Here is a 22,229-nt window from a genome sequence, read left to right as displayed (position 1 = left end):
GGCGCGCCCGGCGTCGGTCCGTCAACCCCCTACGGACCGGCACCGGGCGTCTTCGTCCGACCGATCAGACAAGAGGACTATAGGTGCTTTTGTCCGATTTGTGGCTTGACCCGCCGGATCAGGTCACCGCGAGCAACACCGGCTCGGCCATCAGGAAGTAGCCCTGGTCGTCGTCCTCCGGAGCGGCCTGCTCCCGCAGCCGCTCCACGGCGACGTAGCCGTCCACCGCGTACGCCCGGCCCGGCCGCCAGCCGATCCCGTCCCGTCCCAGGTCGAACACGAAACTCGACCGGGTCGTCCCGGTGAGCGGGTCGACGGTGACCAGTTCCCGCCGGTCGGTCAGCAGGTGCACCCGCCCCGGCTCGGTCGCGAGCACCCGGGCCGGATGGATGTCCGCCCGGCGCCACAACTCCTCGCCGGTACGCGCCGAGCGCCCGACCACCACCGGGCCGGACGTGTCCACCGCCCGCTCGCCGTCCAGCACCGTGTCCGGGTGGTCCAGGCCCGGCGCGGCGGCCGGCTCACCCGGGTCGGCCACCAGCCAGCCCCGGCTGCCCGCACCGTCCGGCCCGGCGGTACGCAGCCCGCGGCAACCGGAGTGCCCGTGCGGGCAGCCCACAGGCGTGACGACGAGTTGCTCCGGCGCGTCCGGCGGCCGCCAGCGGGTCCGCACCGTACCGGTCGCCGCGTCCCGCAGCTCGACCGCGGCCGGACCGTCGCAGCTCTCCACCCCGACCAGCTCGCCGCTCGCGGTGGTGCCCACGTCGGACCGGCAACCCCTGCCCACGTCCGCGCGCCAGAGCCGGCGGCCGTCGGCCAGGTCGTAGCCGCCGAGCCCGCCCGGACCGGCCGCGAGCAGCACGGTCCGCCCGTCGGCAGCGCGCGCCACGTGCAGCCCGGCCGGATCCCAGACCGTGGCGGCGAAGGTGCGTCGCGGTTCCGGCACCGACCCCGGATGCGGGCCGTCGGCCCGCCACGCCACCCGCCCGGTACGCGCGTCGAGCGCCACCAGCTTCCCGTCGGACCAGCGGCTGACCACTGTGGTCCCCTCGGCGAGCACGCCGACCAGCGTTGCCGGCCAGCGGCGGAAGGACCAGAACGGGGTGACCCGGTGCCGCCCGGTGACCGGCTGGTCCGCGTACACCTGACGGGCGCCCGCGTAGACGCGGAGGCGGCCGTCCACGACGAGCGGCGCCACCGGCAGCCGCGCGAGCACCCCGGCGGTCGGCGCGGGCGCCGCCGGGTACGGCTTGCGGGCCGGGGTGTCGACCTCGGCGGGTGCCAGCACCCGGACGACCACGGCGACCGACGCCGCGACGGCGAGTACCGCCACCAGCGCCACCACGGCCCGCCGCTTCGCGGCCTTCGCCATCCGTCACCTCCGCCCCGGCACCCTACCGGCCGTGTGCGGGCGGGGTGCGGGGAGCGGCCGGGTCGGCTCAGGCGGCCTCGGTGGACCGGGCGGGACCGGCGGCCAGCGCCAGGTCGGCCAGGTCACGCCGGAGCGCGCCCTCGACCGCGCGGGCGGCCAGGCCGCCGAGGATCAGGGCCAGCACCCGTCCGTACGCCCGGGTCGGCACCGCCTCCTGCTCGACGGTGACCTCGGTGCAGCCGCGCCGCCGACGCTCGACGGTGCGCAGCGTCCAGGTGATCCGGTAGTCGGCGCCGGCGCCGCGCGAGCCGAGCACCAGGCGGCCGGGCGCGACCGCCTCGATCACCTCGAACTCCTCCGGTTCGGTGCCGCCGTCCGGCCGGACGCGGGTCTCCCGCCACACCGTGCCCGGTCCGAAGCCGCCGGTGCCGAGGACCTCGACCGCGTCCACCGCCGAGAGCCAGCCGGCGCGGGCCGGGAGGTCCGTGAGCAGCCGCCACAGGTCGGCGTCCTGCGCTTCGATGAATGCGGAAACGGTCACCGTCGACATGGCACCTCCCGTGTCGTACACGGTACGGGCCGTGACCGGAAACGGGGAGCCTCCCGGTGACATTTCCACCACCGGTGCCCCGGCCGGGGCACCGGTGTGGCGCGAGAGCGGTCAGCCGCGGAGCGTGCCGCCTCGCAGCGCGGTGACGAACGCGGCCCAGCCCGGCGGGCTCACCGCGAGCGCCGGACCGTCCGGGTCCTTCGAGTCGCGCACGCCCACCACGCCGTGCGCGGCGACCACGTTCGTCGCCACCTCGACGCAGAGACCCTGATCGTTCGAGCGGCTGCTGGTGCGCCAGACGGCACCGGTCAACTCGGTCATGCTCGGTCCTTCCTGTTTCGGCTTCCGCTGGTACGCCCGGCCCGGCACCGCGGGCGCTCCCGGGAGGAGCCACCGGCCGGGGCGCACGTGATCCGGAGCGATCAACGGCGAAGGAAACGGCCCCGGTCGCACATCGGGTGCGACCGGGGCCGGTTCGGAAGGTCGGATCTCAGCGGGCCGGGAGGATCGTCCCGGTGACCTCGCCCAAGGCGACTGTGGTGCCGTCCGGGCCGGGCGCGGTGGCGGTGATCGTCACCGTGTCGCCGTCCTCCAGGAACGTCCGCTCGCTGCCGTCGGCGAACTTGACCGGCTCGGATCCGCCCCAGGTCAGCTCCAGGAACGACCCGACCTGGCCGCGCTCCGGACCGGAGACGGTGCCGGAGGCGTAGAGGTCGCCGGTACGCAGCGACGCGCCGTTGACGGTGAGGTGCGCGAGCTGCTGCGCCGGGGTCCAGTACATGCCGGCGAACGGCGGCTCGGCGACCCGCTCGCCGTTCCACTCGACCGACAGCGTCAGGTCCAGCCCGAGGTGCGGGGTGTCGCGCAGGTAGTCCTGCACCGGCGGATCCTGGTCCGGCGCGGGTACGAACGCGTCGGCCAGCGCCTCCAGCGGCGTCACCCAGGCCGCGACGGAGGTGGCGAACGACTTGCCGAGGAACGGTCCGAGCGGCTGGTACTCCCACGCCTGGATGTCCCGCGCCGACCAGTCGTTGACGAGCACCACGCCGAAGACGTGGTCGGCGAAGTCGGCCACCGGCACCCGCTCGCCGAGCCGGCTCGGCACGCCCACCACGAAGCCCACCTCGGCCTCGATGTCCAGCCGGACCGAGGCGCCGGTCGTCGGGCCCTGCGCGCTGGCCCGCTGGCCGGTCGGGCGGATCACCGGGGTGCCGGAGACGACTACGGTGCCGGCCCGGCCGTGGTAGCCGATCGGCACGTGCTTCCAGTTCGGCAGCAGCGGCGGCTGCCCGGGCCGGAAGATCTGTCCGACGTTCGAGGCGTGGTGCTCCGAGGAGTAGAAGTCGACGTAGTCGGCCACCTCGAACGGCAGCGCCATCTCGACCTCACGCAGCGGCACCAGCAGCGGCTCGACCGCCGCCCGGTGCCCCGGCTCGGTGAGCAGCTCGACGATCCGCTGCCGGACCGCCGTCCACTGCGGGCGGCCGAGCGCCATGAAGGCGTTGAGCGTCGGCCGGCCCAGCGCGCCGCCGGCCAGCACCAGACCGGCGGCCTCCGCGCCGGCCAGGTCCAGCGCGAGGTCACCGATGCGGACGCCGATACGCGGCTCACCTCCGCCGTGCCGGAACACGCCGTACGGCAGGTTCGTCACCCCGTACGGCGACCCCGCCGCCCCTGGTACCCAGGTCATGCCTCGAAGCCTCCGTTCACCAGCCCCAGCCGGATCAGATCGGTAAGTGGTTCGGAGATGCTGCACGAGCCGTACCCGACCCAGAGCGGGCGCTCGGCGTCGCGGTGCGCCCGGGCCGGCTCGACCACGCGTACCGGGTCGGTGGCGGCGAGCAGCTCGGCCACGCCGTCCACCTCGGCTCCCCCGACGGCGGCGAGCGTGGCACCCAGCACGTTGACGAAACCGTGGTGGTTGAAGCCGGTCTCCGGGTCGCGGTGCCGGATCGCGTGGTGCAGCCCGGCGGTGAGCTTGAACGGCAGCTTACGGTCCCGGCACGCGCAGATCACCGCGGCCAGCTCGACCGGGGTGGGGAACAGCTCGGCGGCGAGCCCGCCGGTACGGAACTTGGCGGCCACCGGCAGCCCGGCGGCGCGTGCCTCGGCGAGCGTGTCGAGCGCGCCCATCAGCCCGAAGGTCAGCGGGATCTCCGCGTACACGGGGGTGCCGTCGAGCCGGCCGGCGAGCGTCATCAGCTCGGACAGCCCGGGTTGCGGATCCTCGCCGCGCTTGGCGACCGGCGCCTCGATCTGCCGGGCGGTCACCCCGTCGGGCGCGAGCGCGTCCAGCGCCTGCGGGAGCTGGTCCAGGCCGGTGTCGCCGATCAGCCCGATCACCAGGCCCTCGGCCGGGTCCACCAGGCCGTTCAGCGATCCACGCTGGATCTCCGAGGCGGGCAGCAGCAGCGGGCCGACCATGTCCGCGTACCAGGCGGTGCGGTGGGTGCGGTGCGCGGTCACCGCGTCGGGCAGCGGGGCGTTGCCGGGCGGGAAGACCGCGGCGTCGTCCACCAGGCCGGAGAGGAGGCGGGGCACCTGCGTTGACACGAGACAAGAATGTACGGGACGCTACGAGGAACGGACAACAGCGTCCGATTATCGGACGCCACCGGCCGGAGAACGGGACATATCGGGAGGCGAGATGCCGTACTACCGCAGCGTCGGCGACGTGCCGCGCAAGCGCCACACCCAGTTCCGCCAGCCCGACGGCACGCTCTACGCGGAGGAACTGGTCGGCCAGGAGGGCTTCTCCTCCGACTCGTCGCTGCTCTACCACCGGCACGCGCCGACCGCGATCCTCGCCGCGCAGGAGTACGCCCCGCCCACAGTCACCCGCGTGCCGAACCTGCCGCTCAAGCCGCGCCACCTACGCACGCACAAGCTCGACGGCACCGGCGCGGACCCGGTGCTCGGCCGGCAGTACCTGCTCGCCAACGACGACGTACGCATCGCGTACGTGCTCGCCGACCGGCCGTCGCCGCTGTTCCGCGACGCCACCGGCGACCACTGCCTCTACCTGGAGGCCGGGTCGATGCGGGTCGAGTCGCCGTTCGGCGTGCTCGACGCGGTAGCGGGCGACTACGTCGTCATCCCCACCTCGACCATCCACCGCCTGGTGCCCACCGGCGACGAACCGACCCGGCTGCTCGCCGTCGAGGCGTCCGGGCACATCGGGCCGCCCAAGCGCTACCTCTCCGTACGCGGGCAGTTCCTGGAGCACGCGCCCTACTGCGAGCGCGACGTCCGGGGACCGGACACCCCGCTGCTCGTCGACGGCGAGGAGGTGGAGGTGCTGGTCAAGCACCGCCGCGGCTGGACGAGGTACGTCTACGCCAACCACCCGTTCGACGTGGTCGGCTGGGACGGGCACATGTACCCGTGGGCGTTCTCCATCCACGACTTCGAGCCGATCACCGGGCGGATCCACCAGCCGCCGCCCGTGCACCAGACGTTCCAGGGCCCGAACTTCGTGATCTGCTCGTTCGTGCCGCGCAAGGTGGACTACCACCCGGCCGCCATCCCGGTGCCGTACAACCACCACAACGTCGACTCCGACGAGATGCTGTTCTACACCGGCGGCAACTACGAGGCCCGGCGCGGCTCCGGCATCGAGCAGGGCTCGATCTCGCTGCACCCGTCCGGCTTCACGCACGGCCCCCAGCCGGGCGCGGCCGAGCGCTCGATCGGCGCGGAGTTCTTCGACGAGCTGGCGGTCATGGTGGACACGTTCCGCCCGCTCGACCTGTGCGACGCGGCCGCCGGCTGCGAGGACGACGGCTACGCCTGGACCTGGGCGCGCAAGTCCTGACGTACGCGAGAAGGGGCCGCGCCCGGCACGGACGCGGCCCCTTCGCACACGGTCGTCAGAACGTGGACGCGTCGATGACGAAGCGGTATCGCACGTCGGAGTCGAGCACCCGCTCGTACGCTTCGTTGATCTTCTCGGCCGGAATCACCTCGATCTCGGCGCCCAGCCCGTGCTCGGCGCAGAAGTCGAGCATCTCCTGGGTCTCCGCGATGCCGCCGATGTTCGACCCGGCGAACGACCGCCGGGCCGGGATCAGTGAGAACGCGTGCACCGACAGCGGCTTCTCCGGGGCGCCCACGTTGACCAGCGTCCCGTCCACCGCGAGCAGCCGCAGGTACGCGTCCATGTCGAGGGTCGCGCTCACCGTGTTGATGATCAGGTCGAACGAGCCGGCCAGCTCGGTGAACGTGTCCTCGTCGGCTGTCGCGTAGTAGTGGTCGGCACCGAGCCGCAGCCCGTCCTCCCGCTTCTTCAGCGACTGCGACAGCACCGTCACCTCGGCGCCCATCGCGTGCGCCAGCTTCACGGCCATGTGGCCGAGACCGCCCATGCCGATCACCGCCACCCGGCGGCCCGGCCCGGCGTTCCAGTGCCGCAGCGGCGAGTACGTGGTGATGCCGGCGCAGAGCAGCGGCGCGGCGGCGTCCAGCTCGATGCCGTCCGGGATGCGCAGCACGAAGTCCTCGGTGACCACGATGGCCTGCGAGTAGCCGCCCTGGGTCGGCTTGCCGTCCCGCCCCACCCCGCCGTACGTGCCGGTGCTGCCCTTCAGGCAGTACTGCTCCAGCCCCTTGCGGCAGTTGTCGCACTCCCGGCAGGAGTCGACGAGGCAGCCGACGCCGACCCGGTCGCCGACGGCGAACTTCGTGACCGCCGAGCCGACCTCACGTACCACGCCCGCGATCTCGTGACCCACCACGATCGGGTAGCGGGTCGGGCCCCACTCGCTGCGCGCGGTGTGGATGTCGGAGTGGCAGATGCCGGAGAACCTGATGTCGATGAGAACGTCGTCCGGTCCGAGATCGCGCCGCTCGATGGTGGTCGGGGCGAGCGGTTCGGTCGCGGACGTCGCCGCGTAGGCGTTGACGGTGAGCACTGAGTCCCGCTTCCTTCAGCCGGTGTTTCCGGTCCTCCTACCCTCTCACCGGCGAACGAACGCGGTGACTCCGGCCACCACCGACGCGGTGATCGCCCCGACCAGCGGGAACGGACCGCCGACCAGCGCGTACACGAGCAGCAGCACCGCCGCGGCGGCGGCCGCGCAGACCGGCACGACCAGGCCGCGTGACATCGCCTCCCGTAGGCCGGGCCGCCACGTCGCCGGGCGCCGCAGCAGCACCGCCGTCCCGGCCACCGCCAGCACCGCGAGCAGCCGGGACGCGCCGGACGAGGCCGGGGCCAGCGCGGCGACCAGCACGCTCGCGAGCAGCGACCAGCCGGCCACCGACAGCAGGAGCCGCCGGACGCCGTCGTCCACCGTCCGCGCCGGGTCGGGACGCGCCACCGGCAGGTCCGCCAGCGCGGTCAGGCGTTCGAGCGTCTCGGCGTACCGGCGGCGTTCCAGCCGGGCCACGCCCACGTCCTGCCCCGCCTCACCCAGCTCCGGGTCCAGCCGCAGCGCCTCCCGGTAGGCCCGCTCGGCCAGGTCGAACAGCTGCAACCGCACCGCGACCAGGCCGAGCACCAGGTGCGCCTCCGGCTCGTCCTGGGCCAGCTCCACCCCGCGCCACGCCGCGTCCAGCGCCGCCTGCCCGTTGCGCGACGCGGAGAGGACGGCGGCGGCACTGCGCTGCGCGTACGCGTCGCCCGGCGCACGCGCCAGGATCTCGTCGGCGGTCGCCGCCGCCTCCTTCCAGCGTTCCAGGTCGAGGAGCGCGAACCCCCGCGCCACGAGCGCCGGCACGTGGTCGCGGGCGGGCGTCCCGGACACCGGCGGTTCGGGAGCGGGCGGTTCGTGGGCGGGCGTGTCGCCGATGGTGGCTACTGCCGCCTCCGCGGCGGCGAGCGCCTCGGCCGGGCGGTCGGCGGCCAGGTGCATCCGGGCCAGCATGGTCAACGCGGGCACGTGCGCCGGCTCGGTCGCGATCAGCGCGGTGAGTTCGCCGATCCCCTCATCGTAGCGCCCCAGCTCGGCGAGCAGGTGGGCGCGTTGCAGGTAACCGTCGGCGGCGGACTGGTCGGGAGCGGCGTCACTCGGCATCCCGGCGAGCGTATCCGCCCGGACCCACAGCGCGCCGAGGGTGCCCGGCATCAGGCACTCCGGCAGGACGCGCCCGCCCGGCCGCCGCACGTCCCCAGGCTGCACCACCGGCGCAGCCCGCTCTCGTCCAGGAAAAGCCACCCGCACCGCCGGTCCGGACAGACCCGCACCGTGAACCGGGCCGGATCGGCGAGCAGTTGCGCGCCGCTGAACGCGGCGGCGTGCACCGGCAGCCGCAGCCCGGCCGCCAGGTCGGGCCACCATCTGCCGCGTCCGTCTGCCTCGCGCCGGAAGACGAGCGTACGGGCGGCGGCCTCGGCGGCCCGCGCGACGGTCTCGAAGGCCGGGCCGTCGTCCGGGTCGACCAGGCTGGCGTAGAGCGCAGCGCGGAGCGTCCGGGCCTCGCCGAGCACTGCCTCCGCCGCTGCCGGGTCGCGGCGCGCGAGGTGCAGGAGGCGGTTCGTCGAGACCCCGTCCACCAGCCCGACATGGCCGGCCCAGACGGCGAGGGTGCGGTAGCCGCGCAGCCACTCGGCGCCGGGCAACGGCGGCTCGTGCCCCCACCCGGCGAGCGTGTTGCAGAAGTCCAGGGCCGGGTGGCCGCCCACGCTCCACGGCAGGCTCTCGTCGCCGACCCGGATCTCGTGCATCGGCCGGGCGGCCCGATCCAGCCGGTCGTCGCCCGCGAGCACCCGGCGCTGCACCTCCCGGAGCCGGGGCCCCGGCTCGACGCCGAAGTCGGCCGCGAGCAGATCCCGGGTGGCGCGGTAGAGGCGCAGCGCGTCGGCGCGCCGGTCGCCCCGGTAGAGGGCGGTCATCAGGACCGCCACGAGGTGTTCCCGCGTCGGGTGCCGGGCGGCCAGCGGCATCAGGTCGGCGATGGCCCGCGTGTGCCGGCCCAGCGCGAGCTGCGCCTCGGCGCGCAGTTCCACGGCGACGAGGCGAAGTTCCTCGAGCGTGCCGTGCAGCCGGTCCCGCAGCTCGTCGTCCGCCGCGTCGGCGAGCAACGGCCCGCGCCAGAGGGCGAGCGCCCGGTCGAGCGACCGCACCCGCTCGGCGGGATCGGCGGTCCGCCCGGCCGCCCGGACCAGGTCGGCGAACTCGTCGACGTCGACCCGGTGCCCGTCCTCCTCCACCGCGTAGCCCTCGCCCCGGGTGCTGATCCGCACCCCGTACGGGTGGAGCGAGCCCCGCAGCCGCCCGATGTACGTCTGCACCGCGCTCCGGGCGGTGGCCGGCGGCCTGCCGTTCCAGAGCAGGTCGATGAGGCGGTCGGTCGGCACCACCCGGCCCACGTCGAGCAGCAGCACCCCGAGCAGGCAACGCTCCTGGCGCCGGCTGCCGACCTCGACCGGCCGGCCGTCGTGGCGGGCCTCGAACGGCCCGAGCAGGCGGAACTCCATACCGAACAGGACGATCCGGTACCGGCCCGGGGTTGTCGCCCGCCGGTGATCGCGTGGTGAGGAACCCGGCCGGACGGGTCCGCCCGGGCGCCGCCTGCCGCGCGAGGCGGTGAGCCGGTGGTGAGCGGGCCCGGCGATGCTCGCCACCCGGACCAGCGAGGGATGGAGTGGAACATGCGGTTCAGGATGAGTATCGCGGTGGCGAGCGTCGTGGTGGCGGTGGTCGCGGCCCTGCCCGGGTCGGCGTCCGCCGCCCCGGAGCGGCATCCCGCCCCCGGCGCCTGGGAACCCGCGCCCCAGGCGCCGTTCGAGATGCCGGCCGGCGCGCGATGCGAGTTCGCGGTACGGGTCGAGCCGATCGTGGACGAGGTGCGGAAGCTGACGATCGAGACCTACCCGGACGGCGCGCCGAAGCGGGAGTTGTTCACCGGCGATCTGATCAACCGGGTGACGAACCTGGAGACCGGCGCCACCTCGACGGCGGACGCGAGCGGCACCGCCCTCGTCGTCTACCGCACCGACGGCTCGATGACCTGGTACGTGACCGGGCCGGTGCTGCTCGGCTTCCGGGAGAACGCCGGCACGCTGCCGAAGGGGCTGTGGATCGTCGACGGCCGGTTTCGGGTGGAGTTCTCCCCCACCTTCGACAAGACCATCACGATGCTCCACGGCACCACCCACAACGTCTGTACCGACGTCGACTGATCGGGTGGACGCGGTGACCGGCGTCCCCGGTCACCGCGTCAGCCGACCGGGGCCTCGTACACCAGGGCCACCGCGATCCCGGCCAGCCCTTCCCCGCGCCCGGTGAAGCCCAGCCCGTCGGTGGTGGCGGCGGAGACGGTCACCGGCGCACCCACCGCCTCGGAGAGCACCCGCTGCGCCTCCTCCCGGCGCGGCCCGATCTTGGGGCGGTTGCCGATGACCTGCACCGACACGTTGCCGATCTGGAAGCCCGCCGCCCGTACCCGGCGTGCGCTCTCGGTCAGCAGCGCCACCCCGGAGGCACCGGCCCACTCCGGCTGGTCCACGCCGAAGTTCGCGCCCAGGTCGCCGAGACCGGCGGCGGAGAGCAGGGCGTTGCAGGCGGCGTGCGCCGCCACGTCGGCGTCGGAGTGACCGGCCAGGCCGTCCTGGTCCGGCCAGTGCAGGCCCGCGACCCAGCAGGGCCGCCCGGCCGCGAACGCGTGCACGTCGGTGCCGACAGCCACCCGAGGAACGATCATGACCAGAGGGTACGCGTCGCGCCTTGACCGCGGCCCGGGCTGTGGTTGGCTAAATGGGATCCACGTTCCAGATCCCAGGATCCGAGTAGATCTTGGTAGGAAACGGCCCCTATGGGGGCCAGTTCGTACCAAGATCTCGAAGCCCGCGTGCCGCGAGGGCGCCGCTATGCGCCTGTGGTCAGGAGGTGCTCGGCCAGGGCCATGTCGAACGGGCGGGTGATCTTCAGGGCCAACTCGGAGCCGGGTACGCAGGTCACCGCGATCCCCTGCTTCTCGACCAGGCCGGCGTCATCGGTCAGCGCGTCACCCGCCGACCGGTGGGCCGCGATCAGCACCGACCGGCGGAAGCCCTGCGGCGTCTGCACCGCCCGCAACGCGGATCTGTCGACGGTGCCGAGCACCCGCTCGGCCGCGTCGACCTCCTTGATCGTGTCGACCACCGGCAGTACCGGGATCACCGCGTCGTGCCCGTCGCGGACCGCCGCGGCCACCGACTCGACCAGGTGGGGCGGGGTGAGCGCGCGGGCCGCGTCGTGCACGAGGACGATCTCCGGACCGGCGGGAACCGCTGCGAGGGCCGCCGCAACCGACTCCTGGCGTTCGGCGCCACCGGGCACCACAGTCACCGGGGCCACGGGGGCGAGCATCGCGCGTACCGCCTCGACCTCGGTGGCCGGTGCGGCCACCACGATCGTGTGCACGGAGGGCGCGGCGGCGATCCGGCGGACCGCGTGCACGAGCAGCGGCTCACCGGCGAGCAGCCGGAGTGCCTTCGGGGCGCCGGGTCCGAGGCGTACCCCGGCACCCGCCGCAGGAACGAGGACCGCGACGTCACCGCGCGGATTGAGCTGCGCGGTCACGTCGCGGTCCTCGGATTCGTTCGCTGCGGGGTGGGTAGAGGCAGAGGCGTGGATCAGGCCTCGGTCAGCACCTTGTCGAGCAGCGTCTCGGCCTCGTCCTTGGTGCTCTTCTCCGCCAGCGCGACCTCGCCGACGAGGATGTCACGAGCCTTGGCGAGCATCCGCTTCTCGCCCGCCGACAGGCCCCGCTCCCGCTCCCGGCGCCACAGGTCGCGGACGACCTCGGCCACCTTCAGCGGGTTTCCGGAGGCCAGCTTCTCCAGATTCGCCTTGTAACGCCGCGACCAGTTGGTCGGCTCCTCGGTGTGTGGTGCACGGAGCACGTCGAAGACCTTGCCCAGGCCCTCTTCGCCAACCACCTCGCGCACACCCACGATCTCGGCGTTCTCAGCGGGAACCCGGACCGTCAGGTCACCCTGTGCGACCCTCAGGACGAGGTATTGCTTGGGCTCGCCCTTGATGACCCGAGTCTCGATTGCCTCGATGAGTGCGGCCCCGTGGTGGGGGTAAACAACGGTCTCGCCGACACTGAAAACCATAGGTTCGAAACCCCTTTCGCTGTGTCTAGGGTAACACGCTCAGGCACCGATGTCTCACCGCTGTCCTGACCGTTGGCGCAGCTCAGGGGCCCTGTGAGAGGTATTTCTTCAGCTTGACAGGCGGTCAAACCGATGGTTTCGACACGCTCCGTGAGGAACACGTGACAACCCGGTAAGGGGTGACGGGAGCGTCCAGATCTAGGGCAATGCGCTCCTTCCATGGTAGCTCCGCAACTCCGTCCGCGCCCAGGTGTGGCGTTACGGCGGTCGGTGCGGGACGCTGGTGAGGGACGTGACGTCCGCTCACCGAGACGTTCCTGGGGGTCCGATGGGCGTGCCTGACGCTGACGGCCAGGGGCCGCCGGACGGGCTGCCCGGCCTGCCTCCGGAGTGGGGCCGGGTGGTCGTCCCCGACGACGCCTCGGCGCTCGCCGACGAGGCCCGGCAGGTCCGCCGGGAGCTGCGCCGCGCGCGGCAGGGCTCCGGCCGGCGTGCCGTTCCGGCCCGCCTCGGGCTGCCGGTGCTGATCCTGCTCGTGTCGATGCTCGTCACGCTCGCCGGGCTGGCCGCCGTCACCTGGCCGCGCACCACCACGCGGTCCGGCGCGCCGACGGTGCTCCCCCGCTCCACCACCGCGCCGCAACCGGTCGGCCCGCTGCCCGCGCTGGACCTGGTCGGCGCGGACGACACGCCGGTACCGCTGCGCAGCCTGCTACCCGCCATGATCATCCTGGTCGACGCCTGCGCCTGCGCCGAGCAGGTCGGCACCGCGGCGCGCGCCGCGCCGCCCGGCGTCACGGTGGTCACCGTGACCGAGGGCCGCAGCGCCGGACCCGCGAGCGTCCCCGGGGTACGCCCGCTCGGCGACCCGGCCGGCGGCCTGCGCTCCTACCTGCACCTGTCCGCCCATCCCGGCACCGCCGCCGCGCTACTCGTGGACCGGCAGGGCGCGCTGGTCCGGGTGGTGCCGGAGCTGGGCCCGCTGTCGGACTACGGCGCCGACCTGGCCCGGCTGGGCGGCTGACAGGCGGCCCGAGAGCGCCGCCCAGGGCGCTGAGCTGCCGGCCCGGGGACGCGGCGAGCCGCCGGTGCCCGGCGCGCGGCAGCGGTCAGTAGAGCGCTTCGAGCCGGGCGTCCAGTTCGGCCCGGCCGCGTACCCCGGTGAACCGCACCAGCACCGGCGCGCCGGTGTCGCCCAACAAGGGCAACTCCAGTCGCCCGCCGCAACGGAGGAACCGGCGCGCGTCGCCGGACCCGGTACCGGAGAGCTGGACGGCGACCGCCCCGTCCCCGGAGCAGCTCACCGTCAGCCGGTAGTCGTCGCCCCGCGAGGGATTCACCTGCCGTACGACGGGTGGCCCGTCCGGCGTCAGGTCGGACGTCTCCCGCCACACCACGTGCGACACCTGGAGCACACGCGAGGTGCCGTCGTCCTCGACCCGGATCACCACCGACCGGTCCGGTGCCGTGGCCGGCGCACGGAGTGCCAGGGGCGTCGGGTCGCGCCCCGGCCGTGCCGGCCAGGCGTCGCCTGTCGACGGGTCGACCCGCCAGGTACGGGCGATCGGTTCGGCGCTCGCGGGCGGCACGGGCACGGCAGTGGCCGCACCCGGCTCCGGCGCCGCCGCCCGCCACCAGGTCGCCCCGGCCACCAGTGCCAGAACGGTCAGGACCGTCAGCGGTACCCGCCCGTCCCGCTCGTCGGAGGCCATGACGGCAGCGTATCCGCGCGGCCCGGGCGGGGCGAGCCGTCAGCCCACCCGTTCCAGCAGCACCGCGTAGAGCGTCAGTCCCGGTCCGAACGCGAGCATCACCACCCAGCGCGGCGGCGACGGCTCCGTACGCCACAACCGGTCCAGGATCAGCAGTACGGTAGGGGACGAGCAGTTGCCGTGCTCGGCGAGCGTGCCCCGTGAGGCGGCGAGGCCGTCCGGCGGCAGGGCCAGCTCACGCTCCACCACGTTGAGGATCCGCGGCCCGCCCGGGTGCACCGCCCAGCCGTCCACGTCGGAGCGCTCGCATCCGTGCCGCGCCAGCAGCTCGTCGATGAGCGTCCGCACGTGCCGGGACAGGACCTGCGGCACCTTCGGCGACAGCCCCATCCGGAAACCGGTGTCGGTGACGTCCCAGGTCATGTGGTCGGCGGTGGAGGTGTCGGTGACCGAGGTGACCTCGCGCAGCGCGTACCCCCGGCCGCCGGGGACGACCACGGCGGCGACCGCGGCGTCCGAGAACAGCGCGTGGGAGACGATCTGCTGGGTGTCCACCCGGGCACCCGGCGGCTGGATGTGCAGGCTGGTCAGCTCCGTGCAGAGCAGCAGCGCGGGCCGCCCGCGGGCGGTGACGAAGTCGCTCGCCGCGCCCAGCCCGGGCAGGGCCGCGTAGCAGCCCATGTGCCCGACGAACATGCGCTGGGTGGCCGGGGACATGCCCAGATCCCGGGCGAGCAGGATGTCCAGCCCCGGGGTGGCGTACCCGGTGCAGGAGCAGACGATGAACAGCCCGATGTCGGAGGCGTCCAGACCGGCGGCGGTGAGTGCCCGGCTGACCGCCTCCTTGCCCAAGGGCAACGCCTCGACCTGGTAGCGGCGCATCCGGCGCTCGGTCGGCCACTCCGAGACGTCCTCCAGCAGCGGGTTGACCGCCGCCTGCCGCCGGGTGACGCCCGAGTTCGCGAAGATCCGCTCGGCCAGCGCCCTGGTGTTCCCCTGGAAGTGCTTGGCGAAGAAACCCGTCCACAGTTCGTCCTGCATCGCGGCCGGCGGCTGCGCCGTACCCAGACCCGCGATCACCGGTATGCCCACGTCCCCCACCCCTCCCTCATCTCTCGCACCAACCCTGGTCACCAACGAGGGAGCGCGCTGTCCCGGTCCGGGTCGCCGCCCAGCGCGGCGATGCCGAGCCAGTCGGCGCACACGTCGGACGTGGCCGGATGCAGCGAGCCGCAGCGGGCGTCCCGGTAGAGGCGCTCCAGCGGATGCCCGCGCCGGGTCGCCGACGTACCCGCCGCCTCCAGCATCGAGGCGGCCACCTCGGCGGCTGTGGTGCCGGCGAGCAGCTTGGCCCGCCACACCCAGCGGTTCGTCTCGGCGTCGCCGGGCGCCTCGTCGACCCGGCGGGCCGCCTCGGCGACCACCAGTCCGGCGGCGGCGGTGGCCGCGTCGGCCCGGCCCAGGCGGGCCCGCACCGCGGGCAGCCCGGCGAGGTTACGGGCGTTGAGGTGCTCGGCCGCGGCGTCGACGGCGGCCCGGGCCACGCCGACGTAGACCGCCGCGTAGCTCGCCACCAGCCAGTGCGGCATGAGCTGGGCGACGACCAGGGCCAGCCCTTCGACGCCGCCGAGCAGCCGGTCGGCCGGGACCGTCACGTCCAGGTGCACGTCGTGCGAGGAGGTGGCCCGCATGCCGAGCGAGTCCCAGGTGGGCTCGACGGTGATCCCGTCCCCGGCCGGGACCAGGAACTGCGACACGACGGACTGGTCGGCGGCGCTGCGGGCGGCCACCAGGTAGCCGTCCGGGTGGCCGGCACCGGAGCAGAACGTCTTGCTGCCCTTGATGTGCCAGCCGCCGTCGACCGGCTCGTAGACGGTGCTGAGCTGCGACAACCGGGCGCCGGCGCCGCGTTCGCTCATCGCCACCGCGTACCAGGCGCCGTCCGCCGCCGCGCGCAGCAGCCGGTCCCGCGCCGCCAGCGCCTCGTCCGGTACGCCGAGCGCCTCGGCCAGTTCCTCGGTGACCGCGCCCAGCGCGCCGGTGACCGAGGCGTGCATGTTGAACACCAGCGCGGTGGCGCCGTTGCCCCGGGCCAGTTCGGTGGCGACGGCGGCGTACTCGGCGAAGCTCGCGCCCGTACCGCCCAGCTCGGGGGGCACCATCAGGCCGAACAGCCCTGCTTCCCGCAGGTCCGCGAAGTCGTCCACGGGGAACGAGCCGTCGCGGTCGTGCTCGGCCGCGCGGGCGGCCAGTCGCGGCGCCAACCGGCGGGCCGCCTCCAGCGCGTGCACAGTCATGTCGCCCCCTTCTCGGCGTCCTTTACCCCGGGCGGCCCCGGCTACCCGCCCCGGCGCCCCCAGCCCTGGTACAGCACCGCGGTCGACCGGGTCGGCACGATGCGCGGTTCGGTCCTGCCCGGACGGTCGGCGCCGCCGCGCATGCGGCGCAGCAGCCAGGCCAGCGTGCCGCCCAGCTCCGGGCGGACCCCGCGCACCGTCAACGACACGCCGTGCCGGGCGCACTCGGCGACCAGCGCGCGGGCGTCGACGAACAACCGCGGGTCGTGGATGCCGCGCGGCACCGTGGGCAGCCGTTCGCCCAGCTCCACCGCCACCAGCCGGGCCAGCAGCGTGTCGTTGAGCGTGTCCAGCACCAGCAGGCCGCCCGGGCGCAGCAGCCGGCACGCCTCGGCGACGGCCCGCCGCCAGTCCGGCACGTGTTCCAGCAGTTCCCCCGCGGAGACCACCGCCGCGCAGCCGTCCGTCAGCGGCACCGCCGTGGCGTCGGCCTGGACCACCGTCACGCCGTGCGTGGCGGCCTGGTCGAGCGCGGAGCGGGTCAGGTCGACCCCGACGTGGCGGTAGCCCTTGCCGGCCAGGTGCGGGGCCAGCAGCCCGGCGCCGCAACCCAGGTCGACGAGCAGGTCGTCCGGCGTGGACGCCGTTGGTACCAGCGCCGCCCGGGCCCGGGCCAGCCAGTGCAGCATCGCGAACGCGCCGTCCGGCCGCCACCACTCGCCGGCCAGGTCGTCGTACTGCCGGGGGTCGTTCGGCGGCAGCACCCGGTACGGAGTGGACACCGGCGACGCGTCGGGCATGCGTCGAGCGTGGCACGACTGCCCGGTAACGACCAGACTTCCCTTATGTCGACACGGGTGTTAGGGCTGGTCAGGGCGAGCCATCCGGAGCCCGCGGCGGCGGTCACAGTGGTCGCCGCGCTGCTCGCCGCCGGTGTCGGGCACTCCGCGGCGGGCGTCGCCGCGGTGGCGTTGACGGTGCTGGCCAGCCAGCTCGCCGTCGGGTGGAGCAACGACCTCATCGACGCCGACCGGGACGCCGCGGTGGGGCGTACCGACAAACCGGTGACCACCGGCGAGGTCGCCCGGCCGGCGCTGGCCCGGGCCACAGCGGTGGCCGCCGTCGCCGTGCCGGTGCTGGCGCTGGCCGGCGGCCCGGCCGCGGCGGCCTGCGCCACGCTGGGCCTGGTCTCCGCGCTGCTCTACAACCGGCCGCTGAAGTCGACGCCGGTGTCGGTGCTGCCCTACGCGGTCTCGTTCGGCGCGCTGCCCGCGTTCGTGGTGCTGGCGCTGCCCGGCTCGCCGATGCCCCCGGCCTGGCTGGTGGCCGCCGCCGCGCTGCTCGGCGCCGGCGCGCACTTCGCGAACGTGCTGCCGGACCTGGCCGACGACGCCCGGACCGGGGTGCGCGGCCTGCCGCACCGGCTCGGGCCGGTGGGCAGCCGGCTGGCCGCCGCCGGGCTGCTGCTCGCGGCCACCGTCGCGCTGGTCCTCGGCCCGCCCGGGCCGCCGTCGTGGACCGGCCTGTCGGCCGTCGCGGCCGCCGTGGCCGTGCCGGCCGTCGGCTGGTACGCGGGACGCGCGACCGCCGGACGCTCGGCGACCGCCTTCCGGGCGGTGCTGGTGGTGGCGCTGATCGATGTGGTGCTGCTGGTGACGAGCGGCCGGGTCGTCTGAGCGGTCCCTCCCGAGGTGGTATTGCCGGGTCCGCGTGCGGGCCTCGATCAGCTCCAACTACCCTGGAGCGCGGTCTGCGCGGGTATGGCCACCCCGTGCCCGGGGGTCGACCGGGCGGGGATCGTGACGAGGAGGACCGACGTGACGCGCTCGATCAGGGGTTCCCGGGGGCCGGCCCTGCTGCTGGCCGGCACGGCGGCGGCGAGCCTGCTGCTGTCCGGGTGCGGCGCCGGGCAGATTTCCGAGACCGCCAACAAGATCCCGTCGGTCCAGGGCGTCAACGTCCAGACCTCCGACAACCTCTACAAGGTGCGCGGGCTGTACGTGCAGTTCCCGGGCCCGAAGGGCTACGAGGCCGGGTCGAACGCGCCGGTCAACGTGGTGATCTACAACGACAGCGAGAAGCCGGTGACCGTGACGGTCACCACCGACAGCGCCCGGGAGATCGTGCTCACCGGTTCCGGCGCGGGCGAGAGCGGCGCGGCCACCCCGACCGGCTCGCCCACCGAGCCGGCCACCGCCTCGCCGACCGCCACCGACCCGAGCGCGTCGCCGAGCCAGTCGCTGGAGACGTCCGAGTCGCCGTCGGCCAGCCCGTCGCCGAGCGAGAGCGAGTCCGCGCCCGCCGGCCAGCCGGCCCGGATCGAGATCCCGGCGCTCAGCTACGCCCAGCTCAACGCCGGCAACCCGCGGTTCCTCCAGCTCATCGGCCTGAACGAGAAGCTGCTCGTCGGCCAGCAGGTCAACCTGACCTTCGACTTCGGCAACGGCAAGGTCGTCACGACCCCGGCGCCGATCGGCGTCCCGCTGACCCCGGAGGCCACGCCGTCGAAGATCGTGGAGCCGCGGCACGTCGGTGAGGACAGCGGCGTCGAGGGCGGCCACTGACCTCTCCCCTTCTTCCGTCGGCACCGCCGTCGTGGCCAGCGCCACGCCGGCGGTGTCGCCGTTCCGGGTGGGCTTTCGTCGTACGGGCCGGTTAGCGTCCGGTGGTGACCACGCCCCGATCGACCCCCTCCCGCGCCGGTGCCGGCCGCGGTCGCGCCTCCACCCGCGAACCCCGCCCGGCCTACGAGTGCGACGCCTGCGGCCACCAGCCCCCGAAGTGGGTGGGCCGGTGCCCCGAGTGCGGCGAGTGGGGTTCGGTGGTCGAGTGCACCGTCACCGGCCCGATGGTCTCCGGCCGGGTGGTCAGCTCGCGGATGCCGGCCGAGCCGGCCCGGCCGATCGCCACGATCAGCGCCGCGCCCGCCCGGGCGCGTCCCACAGGTGTCAGCGAGCTCGACCGGGTGCTCGGCGGCGGCCTGGTCCCCGGCGCGGTGGTGCTGCTCGCCGGTGAGCCCGGCGTGGGCAAGTCGACGCTGCTGCTCGACGTGGCCCAGCAGTGGGCGGCCGGTGCCGGCAGCCCGTCGCTGGTGGTCAGCGGCGAGGAGTCGGTCAGCCAGGTGCGGTTGCGCGCCGAGCGGATGGGCACCCTGCACGACCAGCTCTACCTGGCCGCCGAGAGCGACCTGTCGGCGGTGCTCGGCCACCTCGACGCGGTCAAGCCGGGGCTGCTGGTGCTCGACTCGGTGCAGACCATCTCGACCACCGGCACCGAGGGCGTGCCGGGCGGCGTCACCCAGGTCCGCGCGGTCACCGCCGCCCTGGTCGCGGTCGCCAAGGAGCGCGGCATCGCCACCGTGCTGGTCGGGCACGTCACCAAGGACGGCCAGGTGGCCGGCCCCCGGGTGCTGGAGCACCTGGTCGACGTGGTGCTGCACTTCGAGGGCGACAAGCACTCCTCGCTGCGCATGGTGCGCGGCGTGAAGAACCGCTTCGGCGCGGCCGACGAGGTGGGCTGCTTCGAGATGCACGAGGGCGGCATCAGCAGCCTGGCCGACCCGTCGGGCCTGTTCCTGACCCGCTACTCCGAACCGGTGCCGGGCACCTGCGTGACGGTGGCGATGGAGGGGCGCCGGGCGCTGGTGACCGAGGTGCAGGCGCTGATCGGGGCCACCGTCGCCGGCTCGCCGCGGCGTACCGTCTCCGGCCTCGACAGCGCCCGCCTCGCGATGGTCCTCGCGGTGCTCCAGCGCCGCACCGAGCGGCTCACGCTGCACGACCGGGAGGTCTTCGCCGCCACCGTCGGCGGCATCCGGGTGGTGGAGCCGGCGGCCGACCTGGCGGTGGCGCTCGCTGTCGCCTCCGGGGGGCTCAACCTGGCGCTCAACCCGCACCTGGTGGCCATCGGCGAGGTGGGCCTCACCGGTGAGGTCCGTCGGGTCGGCGCGGTGCCCCGGCGGCTGGCCGAGGCCGCCCGGCTCGGCTTCCGGCTGGCCCTCGTGCCGCCCGGGTGCGGGCCGGAGAGCAGTGGCGCCGGGCCGGAGAACATGCGCGTGATCGAGGTCACTGACGTGCGTGCCGCCCTCCAGGCGGCCGCGCGCGCGTCGGCGGAGTGACACGGTGGGATCCGCCGGGCGTTTCCGGGCAGGCCACGCAGGCCGCACCGACCCGCCCGAGCCGCGCATCGTGACACATCACAGTAACCACGCGAGCACCCCCCGCATGGCAGTCCGTAGACTGTGCCCGTGCCGATCGACCGCGATGCCACCAAGCCCGCAACGGCGACGCCGCACGCCCGTACCGGCGCCGTGACCGGCAACCCCGCTCGTGCCATCAGCGTGAGCGTCAACGGAAGCGTGGGCGGCGGGGCCGGCGCCGATCCGCTGCGCGCCAACCTCGCCCTGATGGCTCCGGGCACCGCCCTACGGGACGGCCTGGAGCGGATCCTGCGCGGCCGCACCGGCGCGCTGATCGTGCTCGGCTACGACAAGGTGGTCGAGCAGATCTGCACCGGCGGCTTCCCGATGGACGTGGAGTTCTCCGCCACCCGGGTCCGGGAGCTGTGCAAGATGGACGGCGCGGTGGTGCTGTCCAGCGACGGCACCCGGATCGTGCAGGCCGGCGCGCACCTGATGCCCGACCCGTCCATCCCCACCGAGGAGTCCGGCACCCGGCACCGCACCGCCGAGCGGGTGGCCCGGCAGACCGGTTACCCGGTCATCTCGGTCAGCCAGTCGATGCGGATCATCAGCCTCTACGTCAACGGCCAGCGGCACGTCCTCGACGACTCGGCGGCCATCCTGTCCCGCGCCAACCAGGCGCTCGCCACGCTGGAGCGCTACAAGCTGCGGCTGGACGAGGTCTCCGGCACGCTCTCCGCGCTGGAGATCGAGGATCTGGTCACCGTCCGCGACGCGGTGGCGGTGGTGCAGCGGCTGGAGATGGTCCGCCGGATCGCCGACGAGATCGCCGGCTACGTGGTGGAGCTGGGCACCGACGGCCGCCTGCTGGCCCTTCAGCTCGACGAGCTGATGGCCGGCGTGGACGCCGACCGCACCCTGGTCATCCGCGACTACCTGCCGACCGGCCGCAAGTCGCGCACGCTCGACGAGGCGCTCGTCGAACTCGACCTGCTCAGCGCCACCGAACTCATCGACCTCGTGGCGGTGGCGAAGGCGATCGGCTACCCGTCCGCCTCCGATGCGCTCGACGCCGCGGTCAGCCCGCGCGGGTTCCGCCTGCTGGCGAAGGTGCCCCGGCTGCCTGTCGCCGTGGTCGACCGGCTGGTGGTGCACTTCGGCAGCCTCCAGCGGCTGCTCGGCGCGACGGTGGAAGACCTCCAGGCGGTCGAGGGCGTGGGCGACGCCCGCGCCCGCGGCGTCCGCGAGGGCCTGTCCCGGCTCGCCGAGGCCAGCATCCTCGAACGGTACGTCTGACCGGCCGCTCAGCCGGTGACGGTCAGCTTCACCGGCTCGCTGATCTTGGTGCCGACCCGGGCGAACACCTGGTACGCGCCGATCGCGGCGAACTCACCGTTCGCCAGCCCGTTCGCGCACTTGTTGTCCAGCCGGCCGTTCCAGCCCAGCTCGTAGGAGCGCTCGAAGTTCGGCGTGAACGACTGCACGTCCGAGCCCTTGCCGGTGCCGCAGGTGTCCGACGACCAGACCTTCTCCGCGCCCGACTTGACGTACAGCTCCTGGAGGTCGGCGCCGACGTCCCGGCTGCACGTACGGTTCGACACGTTCTTGACCTTGAGGCGCAGCGTGACCACAGTGCCCCGCTGGGCGGTGGCGGGGACCGCCACCGGCGTCACCAGAAGCTCGGAGTCGGTGCAGGTGCCGTCGTCGGAGACCGGCTGACCGGTCGCGCCGCCGTTGCCGGTGCCGCCCCCGTTGTTCGTGCCGCCCCCGGTGTTGCCGCCACCGGTGTTCGTGCCGCCGTCGCCCGTACCGCCGCCGGTGTTGCCGCCGCCCGCGTCGCCGGATGTCGGTGACGGGCTGCCCGACTGCGGGGTCAGCACCGATCCGGACGGGTCGGGCTGCGCCCCGGCGGAACCGGTCGGCGACGGGTCAGTGCCCGGCGCGCCGGTGTTGCGGTCCGTACCGGTGCACGAATACAACAGGACAATCAGGAAGAGCAGCCCCGCTCCGAGCACGACGGCACGACGCCGCCAGTACACGGCAGGGGGCAGGGGGCCGACCGTCAGACGCATGATGCGCCTACCGTAGCCGCGCGGCGCACGGCTCGCCGATCCG

General features: G+C 74.2%; 23 protein-coding genes. 7 read left to right on the top strand and 16 right to left on the bottom strand.

Annotation, left to right across the window (positions count from 1 at the left end; translation table 11 throughout):
* Positions 1-118: 118 nt before the first annotated feature.
* The 5 genes from ACPCK6_RS06945 to ACPCK6_RS06925 form a co-directional block, all read right to left on the bottom strand.
* Positions 119-1,372, bottom strand: coding sequence for an outer membrane protein assembly factor BamB family protein (locus ACPCK6_RS06945; protein WP_423480662.1), 1,254 nt, complete (start codon positions 1,370-1,372; stop codon positions 119-121).
* A 67-nt stretch (positions 1,373-1,439) separates the two neighbouring features.
* A complete protein-coding gene (locus ACPCK6_RS06940; protein WP_396880905.1) occupies positions 1,440-1,922 on the bottom strand; it encodes an SRPBCC family protein in 483 nt (160 codons plus the stop codon).
* 111 nt (positions 1,923-2,033) lie between these two features.
* Entirely contained in the window at positions 2,034-2,243 is a 210-nt protein-coding gene (locus ACPCK6_RS06935) for a DUF397 domain-containing protein (RefSeq protein WP_135242308.1), read from the bottom strand.
* A 169-nt stretch (positions 2,244-2,412) separates the two neighbouring features.
* A complete protein-coding gene (gene fahA / locus ACPCK6_RS06930; protein ID WP_423480661.1) occupies positions 2,413-3,612 on the bottom strand; it encodes a fumarylacetoacetase in 1,200 nt (399 codons plus the stop codon).
* Positions 3,609-4,475 (bottom strand): hypothetical protein, encoded by an 867-nt coding sequence (locus ACPCK6_RS06925; protein ID WP_396880903.1) that lies wholly within the window; start codon positions 4,473-4,475, stop codon positions 3,609-3,611. Before ACPCK6_RS06925 ends, fahA begins: the two co-directional genes overlap by 4 nt.
* Before the next feature lie 94 nt (positions 4,476-4,569).
* Here ACPCK6_RS06925 and ACPCK6_RS06920 point away from each other — a divergent pair, with 94 nt between their 5' ends.
* Positions 4,570-5,736 (top strand): homogentisate 1,2-dioxygenase, encoded by a 1,167-nt coding sequence (locus tag ACPCK6_RS06920; RefSeq protein ID WP_423480660.1) that lies wholly within the window; start codon positions 4,570-4,572, stop codon positions 5,734-5,736.
* 55 nt (positions 5,737-5,791) lie between these two features.
* Here ACPCK6_RS06920 and ACPCK6_RS06915 read toward each other — a convergent pair whose 3' ends face one another.
* The 3 genes from ACPCK6_RS06915 to ACPCK6_RS06905 are packed head-to-tail and all read right to left on the bottom strand — an operon-like array spanning position 5,792 to position 9,339.
* The gene (locus tag ACPCK6_RS06915) at positions 5,792-6,832 is read right to left on the bottom strand and encodes an NAD(P)-dependent alcohol dehydrogenase (RefSeq protein ID WP_423480659.1); all 1,041 of its coding nucleotides are present in this window, start codon (positions 6,830-6,832) and stop codon (positions 5,792-5,794) included.
* Between the two features lie 45 nt (positions 6,833-6,877).
* Complete coding sequence (locus ACPCK6_RS06910; protein ID WP_423480658.1) at positions 6,878-7,936, bottom strand: tetratricopeptide repeat protein; 1,059 nt, start codon at positions 7,934-7,936, stop codon at positions 6,878-6,880.
* A gap of 50 nt (positions 7,937-7,986) precedes the next feature.
* Positions 7,987-9,339 carry a BTAD domain-containing putative transcriptional regulator gene (locus tag ACPCK6_RS06905; RefSeq protein ID WP_423480657.1) on the bottom strand — a complete coding sequence of 451 codons (1,353 nt, stop codon included), beginning with the start codon at positions 9,337-9,339 and terminating at the stop codon, positions 7,987-7,989.
* Positions 9,340-9,513: 174 nt separating this feature from the next.
* Between ACPCK6_RS06905 and ACPCK6_RS06900 the strand changes: the two genes are divergently transcribed.
* On the top strand, positions 9,514-10,044 hold the full coding sequence (locus ACPCK6_RS06900) for a hypothetical protein (RefSeq protein ID WP_396880898.1): 531 nt from the start codon (positions 9,514-9,516) through the stop codon (positions 10,042-10,044).
* A 38-nt stretch (positions 10,045-10,082) separates the two neighbouring features.
* Here ACPCK6_RS06900 and ispF read toward each other — a convergent pair whose 3' ends face one another.
* From ispF to ACPCK6_RS06885, 3 genes are all read right to left on the bottom strand, one after another.
* Entirely contained in the window at positions 10,083-10,565 is a 483-nt protein-coding gene (gene ispF / locus ACPCK6_RS06895; protein ID WP_423480656.1) for a 2-C-methyl-D-erythritol 2,4-cyclodiphosphate synthase, read from the bottom strand.
* A 164-nt stretch (positions 10,566-10,729) separates the two neighbouring features.
* The gene (gene ispD, locus ACPCK6_RS06890; protein ID WP_269697760.1) at positions 10,730-11,425 is read right to left on the bottom strand and encodes a 2-C-methyl-D-erythritol 4-phosphate cytidylyltransferase; all 696 of its coding nucleotides are present in this window, start codon (positions 11,423-11,425) and stop codon (positions 10,730-10,732) included.
* A gap of 53 nt (positions 11,426-11,478) precedes the next feature.
* Positions 11,479-11,964, bottom strand: a complete 486-nt coding sequence (locus ACPCK6_RS06885) for a CarD family transcriptional regulator (protein WP_007073334.1) — start codon at positions 11,962-11,964, stop codon at positions 11,479-11,481.
* Between the two features lie 328 nt (positions 11,965-12,292).
* Between ACPCK6_RS06885 and ACPCK6_RS06880 the strand changes: the two genes are divergently transcribed.
* Positions 12,293-12,988, top strand: coding sequence for a hypothetical protein (locus tag ACPCK6_RS06880; RefSeq protein WP_423480655.1), 696 nt, complete (start codon positions 12,293-12,295; stop codon positions 12,986-12,988).
* An 85-nt stretch (positions 12,989-13,073) separates the two neighbouring features.
* On the opposite strand, the gene ACPCK6_RS06875 is transcribed toward ACPCK6_RS06880, so the two are convergent.
* From ACPCK6_RS06875 to ACPCK6_RS06860, 4 genes are read right to left on the bottom strand one after another with little or no spacing between them, the layout of a single operon-like run.
* A complete protein-coding gene (locus ACPCK6_RS06875; RefSeq protein ID WP_396880895.1) occupies positions 13,074-13,676 on the bottom strand; it encodes a hypothetical protein in 603 nt (200 codons plus the stop codon).
* Between the two features lie 39 nt (positions 13,677-13,715).
* Complete coding sequence (locus ACPCK6_RS06870) at positions 13,716-14,768, bottom strand: type III polyketide synthase (protein ID WP_396880894.1); 1,053 nt, start codon at positions 14,766-14,768, stop codon at positions 13,716-13,718.
* A gap of 38 nt (positions 14,769-14,806) precedes the next feature.
* Positions 14,807-15,973, bottom strand: coding sequence for an acyl-CoA dehydrogenase family protein (locus tag ACPCK6_RS06865; RefSeq protein ID WP_423480654.1), 1,167 nt, complete (start codon positions 15,971-15,973; stop codon positions 14,807-14,809).
* Between the two features lie 41 nt (positions 15,974-16,014).
* Positions 16,015-16,773, bottom strand: coding sequence for a methyltransferase domain-containing protein (locus ACPCK6_RS06860; RefSeq protein WP_396880892.1), 759 nt, complete (start codon positions 16,771-16,773; stop codon positions 16,015-16,017).
* A 45-nt stretch (positions 16,774-16,818) separates the two neighbouring features.
* Between ACPCK6_RS06860 and ACPCK6_RS06855 the strand changes: the two genes are divergently transcribed.
* The 4 genes from ACPCK6_RS06855 to disA all read left to right on the top strand — a co-directional run bounded on the left by ACPCK6_RS06855 (position 16,819) and on the right by disA (position 21,410).
* A complete protein-coding gene (locus ACPCK6_RS06855; protein WP_423480653.1) occupies positions 16,819-17,649 on the top strand; it encodes a UbiA family prenyltransferase in 831 nt (276 codons plus the stop codon).
* Positions 17,650-17,790: 141 nt separating this feature from the next.
* The gene (locus ACPCK6_RS06850; RefSeq protein WP_423480652.1) at positions 17,791-18,537 is read left to right on the top strand and encodes a hypothetical protein; all 747 of its coding nucleotides are present in this window, start codon (positions 17,791-17,793) and stop codon (positions 18,535-18,537) included.
* A gap of 104 nt (positions 18,538-18,641) precedes the next feature.
* Complete coding sequence (radA, locus tag ACPCK6_RS06845; protein ID WP_396880889.1) at positions 18,642-20,090, top strand: DNA repair protein RadA; 1,449 nt, start codon at positions 18,642-18,644, stop codon at positions 20,088-20,090.
* A 129-nt stretch (positions 20,091-20,219) separates the two neighbouring features.
* The gene (disA, locus tag ACPCK6_RS06840; protein WP_318335977.1) at positions 20,220-21,410 is read left to right on the top strand and encodes a DNA integrity scanning diadenylate cyclase DisA; all 1,191 of its coding nucleotides are present in this window, start codon (positions 20,220-20,222) and stop codon (positions 21,408-21,410) included.
* Between the two features lie 8 nt (positions 21,411-21,418).
* Here disA and ACPCK6_RS06835 read toward each other — a convergent pair whose 3' ends face one another.
* Positions 21,419-22,186 (bottom strand): hypothetical protein, encoded by a 768-nt coding sequence (locus ACPCK6_RS06835; protein ID WP_423480651.1) that lies wholly within the window; start codon positions 22,184-22,186, stop codon positions 21,419-21,421.
* Between the last annotated feature and the right edge of the window lie 43 nt (positions 22,187-22,229).

This window comes from Micromonospora sp. AB353 (assembly GCF_049538395.1).
Lineage (GTDB): Bacteria > Actinomycetota > Actinomycetes > Mycobacteriales > Micromonosporaceae > Micromonospora > Micromonospora aurantiaca.
The sequence above is the reverse complement of the archived record's forward strand: the minus strand, read 5'-3'. Positions and strand labels throughout refer to the sequence as shown.